5 protein-coding genes are annotated in these 6,761 nt (G+C 62.2%); all 5 read right to left on the bottom strand.

Going from position 1 to position 6,761, the window contains the following annotated elements:
- Positions 1-118: 118 nt before the first annotated feature.
- Entirely contained in the window at positions 119-3,184 is a 3,066-nt protein-coding gene (locus HNQ65_RS12310) for a DUF1553 domain-containing protein (RefSeq protein ID WP_184339824.1), read from the bottom strand.
- Positions 3,185-3,744: 560 nt separating this feature from the next.
- Positions 3,745-4,074, bottom strand: coding sequence for a hypothetical protein (locus HNQ65_RS12305; protein WP_184339823.1), 330 nt, complete (start codon positions 4,072-4,074; stop codon positions 3,745-3,747).
- A 20-nt stretch (positions 4,075-4,094) separates the two neighbouring features.
- Entirely contained in the window at positions 4,095-4,943 is an 849-nt protein-coding gene (gene panC / locus HNQ65_RS12300; RefSeq protein ID WP_184339822.1) for a pantoate--beta-alanine ligase, read from the bottom strand.
- On the bottom strand, positions 4,940-5,785 hold the full coding sequence (locus HNQ65_RS12295; RefSeq protein ID WP_184339821.1) for an ABC transporter permease: 846 nt from the start codon (positions 5,783-5,785) through the stop codon (positions 4,940-4,942). The genes panC and HNQ65_RS12295 overlap by 4 nt, the downstream gene beginning before the upstream one ends.
- Complete coding sequence (locus HNQ65_RS12290) at positions 5,782-6,675, bottom strand: ABC transporter ATP-binding protein (RefSeq protein WP_184339820.1); 894 nt, start codon at positions 6,673-6,675, stop codon at positions 5,782-5,784. The genes HNQ65_RS12295 and HNQ65_RS12290 overlap by 4 nt, the downstream gene beginning before the upstream one ends.
- Between the last annotated feature and the right edge of the window lie 86 nt (positions 6,676-6,761).

The raw sequence follows: 6,761 nt of genomic DNA, 5'->3' as shown, positions 1-6,761 counted from the left end.
CAGCCATCAGCAACTTCATGCCACCCTTGGCCCAAAGGTACAGCAACGTTTTTGTCACATACCCCCCTCAAACACCATGCCGAACACTACTGGCAGGAGTGCCCATCGTACTCAAGGGTCAGCCTTTGGTGATGCACTCGTCGAGGTTCAGGATGGCGCTGGCGACGGCGTACCAGGCGGCGAATTCTGCGGGAGAGAGGTTTTTGAGGAGTTCGATGCCGGTGCTAAGTTCTTTGGCAGAAGTGACGTCGGCTTTGGCGGATTCGAACTGGGTTTCCCAGAGGGATTTGATGACGGTGAGTTCCTGAGGCTGAGGAGGCCTGGCGAGCGCGAGGCGGAAGGCCTGATTCAGGCGGGAGTCGAGATCGGTGCTGGGGGCCTCGGCGACGATACGTCTAGCGAAGGCCTTGGTGGCTCCGACATAGACGGGGTCGTTGAGCAGGGTGAGAGCCTGCAAAGGAGTGTTGCTGCGGGAGCGGCGGACGACGCAGGCCATGCGGGCGCTGGCGTCGAAATTCATGAAGCTGGGATAGGGAGAGCCGCGCTTGAGGACGACGTAGAGGCCGCGGCGGTACTGCTCGGTGCCGGGGCTGACGACGTAGTTGTACTGCTGGCCGCCGACCTTCTGCCAGAGGCCGTCGGGCTGGGGTGGACGGATGGGCGGGCCGCCTTGCTTGAGGTCGAGGAGGCCTGCGATGGCGAGTGCGTTGTCGCGGATGGTTTCGGCATCGAGGCGGAAACGCGGGCCGTGCCAGAGGAGGGAGTTAGAAGGGTCTGTGGAGAAGGCTGAATTTATGATTTTTGATTTATGATTTATGATTTCCGGAGGTGTGGGCTGGCTGGTTAGAACGTGAATGGAACTGCTCTGCTGGTAGGTGGCGCTGAGGACGATCTTTTTGAGGAGGTGCTTCATGTCCCAGCCGCTGTCCATGAACTCGACGGCGAGCCAGTCGAGGAGTTCGGGATGACTTGGATATGCGCCTTTGACGCCGAAGTCTTCGAGGGTGGTGACGATGCCCTGACCGAAGAGCTCGGCCCACCAGCGATTGACGGTGACGCGAGCGGCCAGCGGGTTATCGCGACTGGCGAGCCATCTGCCGAGGGTGAGGCGGTTGGCGGGGCCGCTGAGCTTGGTGCCGAAGATGGCTGGCACGCCGGGAGTGACGGGGTCGGCGGGATCGGTATAGACACCGCGTTTGAAGATGGTGCTCATGCGTGGCTGCGGCAGCTCGTGCATGACTTCGGTGGTGGGGTCTGCGAGTTCGGTGAGCTGCTTTTGCAGCGCAGTTTTTTGTTTTTCGATGCGGGCGAGTTCGGGGTCCTTGGGGGCTGCGGCGGCGGCTTTGCCTTTGCGTTTTGTGGTGGCCACGGGTGCGGGCTCTTCCACCTCGGGCAGACATGAGGCGACATCTCCGGTGATGCTGGAGATGCGCAGGCAGCCCATGACGAGGCCCTTGCCATAGTTCTGCGCCATCTGGATTTTGAGCTTGGAGCCCGGAGGAACGGAGACGGGCTGCGTGAGCTCAAAGGCGGCCCAGTGCGGCTCATGAAAGCGCTGGCCGATGGCCCAGGCGCCTTTGCGAACTTTGTTGATCAGATTAACAACGTCGTAGCCTTTCTGCGAGTAGTCGGCATACGCGGTCTTGAAGGTGACGGGCTGTGATTTGCCATCGGGTGTGGTGAGAGTGCAGTCGAAGGTGTGCAGCACGAAATTGGGGCGAGCCTCGCCGCCGCGTCCCGGGCCGTCTCCAGGGATGGAGGCGTGGGTGAGGGCCTCAAGCATGAGGCCGCTGAGTTCTCCGGCGCTGAGTTCGGACTCGAAGGTGTAAGTGTCTGTGTCAGGCACGGGGCCAGTGAGGAGCACGCTGCCATCGGGTTGGAGTTCGGACTCGGCATCGCTCTCAGTGATGAAGGCGGTGGGTTTGAGCGGCTTGATGCGAGAGGATGCCACGCCTGCAGCTGCGGGATGGGATGTAGTGCCCTTTTTGTCGGCGGCGAGCAGCTTCTGGCGAGCGGTGATCTGGGCATCGAGTTCCTTGAGCTTTGCTGACAATGGTGCGCGCTGGGCTGCGCGTGAGGCATCGCTGATCTTGAGGGGCGAACCTTTGAACTGAATGGAACCGGGGACATCCGGGTTGGTGCGCTCGGCTTCTTTCTCGGTGTTGTTGTAGTAGGCGAGAAGCGAGTAGTAGTCGCGCTGGGAGAAGGGATCGTACTTGTGATTGTGGCACTGAGCGCACTCCAGCGTGGTGCCGAGCCAGACAGCGCCGGTGGTGTTGACGCGATCGATGACTTGATTGATGCGGCTTTCCTCGGGCTCGGTGCCAGCCTCGACATTGGTGGGCGTGCAGCGATGGAAGCCGGTGGCGATGATCTGCTGCGGCGTGGCATTGGGAAGGAGATCGCCTGCGATTTGTTCGAGCGTGAACTGATCGAAGGGCATGTTGGCATTGAGCGCATCGACCACCCAGTCACGCCAGGCCCAGACCTCGCGGAGGTCATCGCGCTGGAAGCCGTGGGAGTCGGCATAGCGGGCGAGGTCGAGCCAGGGACGAGCCCAGCGGACGCCGAACTGTTTGGAGGCGAGGAGGCGCGTGGCTAGATGCTCGATGCTGGATGATGGGTCCTGGATGTAAGCTTTCGTGAACGACTCGACTTCAGAGGGAGCTGGAGGGAGGCCGGTGAGATCGAGGCTCATGCGGCGGATGAGGATTTCGGGAGAGGCCGGGGCAGAGGGGGTGAGATTGCTGGCTTCGAGTTTGGCGAGGATGAAGCGGTCGATCTCGTTGTGGGGCCAAGCCTGGTTTTTGACGGTGGGGAGTGTAGGGCGCTGAGGTGGGATGTAGCTCCAGTGCCTGAGGGTTTCGAGTTTGTCGGGCCATTGGGCACCGGCAGCGATCCAATCGCGCAGATGGGAGATCTCGGCGGGGGTGAGGCGGTCGCCACGTTTGGGCATGGCCTCTTTGTCTTCTTTGGGCAGGGCGACACGGCGGAGGAGATCGGTGCCGATTTTGAGGTGCTGAGGGGAGGCGGTATCGAGACGGAGATCGGCCTTGTGTGTCTCTGCGCCATGGCACTCGAAGCAGGCGCGCTGAAGGACGGGATAGACGTCTTTGGCGAAGTCGGTGCCAGCGGCGTGGGCGGTGGCTGTGGCGAGCAGCGCGATGGAGGCGAGGCGGATCATGCTGCGGTATGAACGACAGCGGGAGGGCGGACTTTCGGGATGTGGGCAGGGATAGCGCGTGCGATCCATTGGTGGCACCGCTACGCGGTTCCACGGGAGGGAACACTGCGCAGGGCGGTTACCGTGGGTTGGCACCCACGGCTACAATTGTGCCAGCCCTACGGGCTTTCGGAGGCAGCAATGCCCGGCATGGGGAGTCGCAAGAGTTAGTACGTGATTTAATGGCGCTTTGGAAACGGTCTGCAATCCCGTCGCCATAGACTTTGCAGCATAGCACGCCAGCTATTGCTCGATGTGTGGGATGATCCGCAGACATGACATGCGACAGGTTTTGGAGATGTCACACATGCACGAGGCAAGCGTGTGTCGAACGCGGGGTGTTGAAAGTGATTCGGCCTCAGCCAGCCGTCCAGCCTGCGGAAAGCGGTAGCTGCGTTCGTGCCTCACTTCGCGACCGCACTCCAAATGAGACGCCTTGCGCTTCAACGCCGCAGAGCCTACCCCCATCCCACGGGCGGACATGCGGTGTCAGTGTTTGGAAGCATTGTCTGGGAACACTTCTAGAGCAGCCTGCGGGCGTTGCGGAGGCCGTCGGCGGTGATGACGGCTTGATTGCGGGCGGCGACCATGAAGTCGAGGTAGTTCTGCCACTGCATGGGGCGCAGTGAGGCGAGGCCGAGGCTGCGGCGGCTGTAGCCGTAGTCGGCGATCTCCCAGCCGTAGTCGGAGTGGCGGTTGCGGTAGTCGGCGCGGTGAATCCACGCGCCGAACTCGTCTTTGCGCCAGACTTCGGGGTCGTTGCCAGGGATGACCTGGGCCAGCCCCCAGACACGGCGGATGATCTCGAAGTCGTAGCCTTCGTCGCTGTGGCTCGGCGGAATCTCGGACATGGAGGAAATGCGCGCGGAGGTTACTTGAGCTCGATGTTGTCGATGAGGCGTGCGGCTCCGAAGAAGACGGCAGCGGCGATGACGACGTGCTCGGTCCCGGCGCTGATGGGCTGAAGGTTGACGGCGTCTGCCACGGTGACGTAGTCGATGCGACCGAGCGGGGCCTTAGCCTCAAGCTGGCGGGTGATGAGCTGCTGCAGGGCGGCGGGATTGCTCTCGCCGGCTTTCCAGGCATCACGTGCGGCCAGAAGAGCGGCGCGGATGGCGGGGGCCTGGGCGCGCTCTTCGGGAGTGAGGTAGCGGTTGCGGCTGCTCATGGCGAGGCCGTCGGACTCGCGCACGGTTTCGATGCCGTGGAGGACCACATTGAAGTCGAGATCCCGCACCATGCGGCGGATGATGGCGAGCTGCTGGAAGTCTTTTTTGCCAAAGACGGCGTCGTCGCACTGGACGAGATTGAACAGCTTGGCGACGACCATGCAGACGCCGTCGAAGTGGCCGGGACGGCTGGCACCGCAGAGCATCTTGGAAAGGCTGGTCTCGTGCATGACGATGCTGCGGTCTGCGGGGTAGAGATCTTCGGCCTTGGGGGCAAAGATCATGTCCGCGCCATTGTCGCGGCAGAGGCCGAGGTCCTCGATGAGGGTGCGGGGGTATTTGGAGAAATCCTCGTTGGGGCCAAACTGGAGAGGATTGACGAAGATGCTGACGGCCACATTGCCGGCCGGGCCGGCGATCTCGCGTGCGGCACGGATGAGTGCGGCGTGACCCTCATGCAGAGCACCCATGGTGGGCACAAAGACGCAGCGGGTGCCTTTGTTGATGGTGCTCCACGAGCGCAGCTGGCGGATGTTGTTGATGACGTTCATGATTTTAGGTCTCTGGATTCAAACACGGCGTAGCCGAGAGTGAAGAGGGTGATGTTTACGGCCAGGATCACCGCATAGCCACGCCAGACAAGCGGCCAGTCGATGTTTTCGGCGAGGATGCGGCCCCATGCGGCCATGTGCTTGGTGACCAGCAGGTGCTGGTAGTTTTCCATGAAGCCGCTGTTTCGCATGATGAAGTCCACCAGCACATAAGTGAGTGCGCCGATGGTGGCGGCAGCGGGCTTGATGCGGAAGCAGGAGAGAAAGAATGCGATGCTGCTGATGACCGTCATGCTGACACCGAGGTAGAGCGAGCTGAGCGCATAACGCGCCAAGCCCGGCCCCCAGTCATAAAACGCCACGACGGAAACCTCCGGCACGATGGCGAAGTAGCCGCCGCCCCAGCCGCGCAGAATGAGGCCGAGGAAAAAGGAGGTCCAGGCGAAGAACTGCACGAGCAGAAAGGCATAGCCGGTGCAGGTGAGATACTTGAGCAGCAGCAGACGGAACCGGCTGACGGGGCGCGCCAGCAACAGGCGCATGTGACCGTCCTCCCCTTCCTTGGCCACGATGTCTCCGGCCACAAGGCTGAGAAACAGAGCGCCCAGCAGGAAGATGGCAAAGCCCATGATGGTGCTGGCGACGGTGAGGGCGGAGAAATAATACTCGAAGCTCTGACCCGAACCCACGATGGCTTTTTGGATGGGCCCCATGCCGAATTTTTTGATGAGCAGGAGAATGAGGATCTCCAGCGCGACAAACGCGCCAAAGCCGATGTAGGTGCGCTGACGTGCGAAGAGCTTCAAGAGCTCGCCAAACCACTGCTGGAGGAAGAGCATCATGATCGTGAGGAGAGGCCCAGGTAAAATTCTTCGAGCGAGCGGCGGTGGGGCTGCCAGGAGTGGACCTGCACGCGACCGGTGACGAGGGCGGCGACGAGCTCGTGCGGCTCCATGTTGAGGGGGACTTCCACGATGCCGTGCTTGTCCATGGTGGCGCCGCTGCGGGAGAGCACCTCGCGGGCGAGACCGATGTCGTTGGTTTCGAGCTGGAACATGCGGCGGGATTTTTCCTGGGAGGGCACGGGGCCCTCAAAGACTTTTTTGCCGTCCTTGAGGATGACGCAGCGGTCGCACATCTGCTCGACCTCGCCGAGGAGGTGGGAGTTGAGCATGATGGTCATGCCGTGGTGCTTGCGCAGGTGGAGGATGAGCTCGCGGAACTCGCGGATGCCTTCGGGATCGAGGCCGTCGGTGGGTTCGTCGAGAAGGAGGATCTTGGGCTGGGGCAGGAGGGCCTGGGCTAGGGCGAGGCGCTGGCGCATGCCGTGGCTGTAGGTGGAGGTCTTGTGATGAATGGCGCGGCCCAGATTGACCATCTGCACGACGCGCTTGACCTCGGACTCGTCCCACCAGCCGGAGAGGGAGCAGAGGACGCGCAGGTTTTGCCAGCCGCTGAGGTAGTCGTAAAAGCAGGCGGCCTCGTAGATGGCGCCGATCTGGCGCAGGGCGGCGGCGCGGTCTTTCTGCACGCTGCGGCCGCCGATGCGCACCTCTCCGGCGTCCGGCCGCACCATGCCGAGGGTGATGCCCATGATGGTGCTCTTGCCGGCGCCATTGTGGCCCAGGAGGCCGAGGATCTCCCCTTCCCGCATTTCAAAGCCGACGTCGTCCAGCGCGAGGCGGCCGGTGGGCCAGCGCTTGGTGAGGTGTCGTACTTCGAGGAGTGCCATGAGTCCAGAGAGTGGCGAAAGGCGGCTGCAAATGCCAGTTTTTACTCCGCTTGGCATGGAAGAAGTCGCCAAATTCGCGTTTACAC

The sequence above is a fragment of the Prosthecobacter vanneervenii genome, assembly GCF_014203095.1.
GTDB lineage: Bacteria > Verrucomicrobiota > Verrucomicrobiia > Verrucomicrobiales > Verrucomicrobiaceae > Prosthecobacter > Prosthecobacter vanneervenii.
Note: the sequence above shows the minus strand (reverse complement) of the source record. Positions and strands in the feature narration are given on the sequence as shown.

Coding starts and splice junctions, on each gene's coding strand:
- HNQ65_RS12310 (WP_184339824.1), bottom strand. CDS start 3,184: ATGATCCGCCTCGCCTCCATCGCGCTGCTCGCCACAGCCACCGCCCAC.
- HNQ65_RS12305 (WP_184339823.1), bottom strand. CDS start 4,074: ATGTCCGAGATTCCGCCGAGCCACAGCGACGAAGGCTACGACTTCGAG.
- panC (WP_184339822.1), bottom strand. CDS start 4,943: ATGAACGTCATCAACAACATCCGCCAGCTGCGCTCGTGGAGCACCATC.
- HNQ65_RS12295 (WP_184339821.1), bottom strand. CDS start 5,785: ATGATGCTCTTCCTCCAGCAGTGGTTTGGCGAGCTCTTGAAGCTCTTC.
- HNQ65_RS12290 (WP_184339820.1), bottom strand. CDS start 6,675: ATGGCACTCCTCGAAGTACGACACCTCACCAAGCGCTGGCCCACCGGC.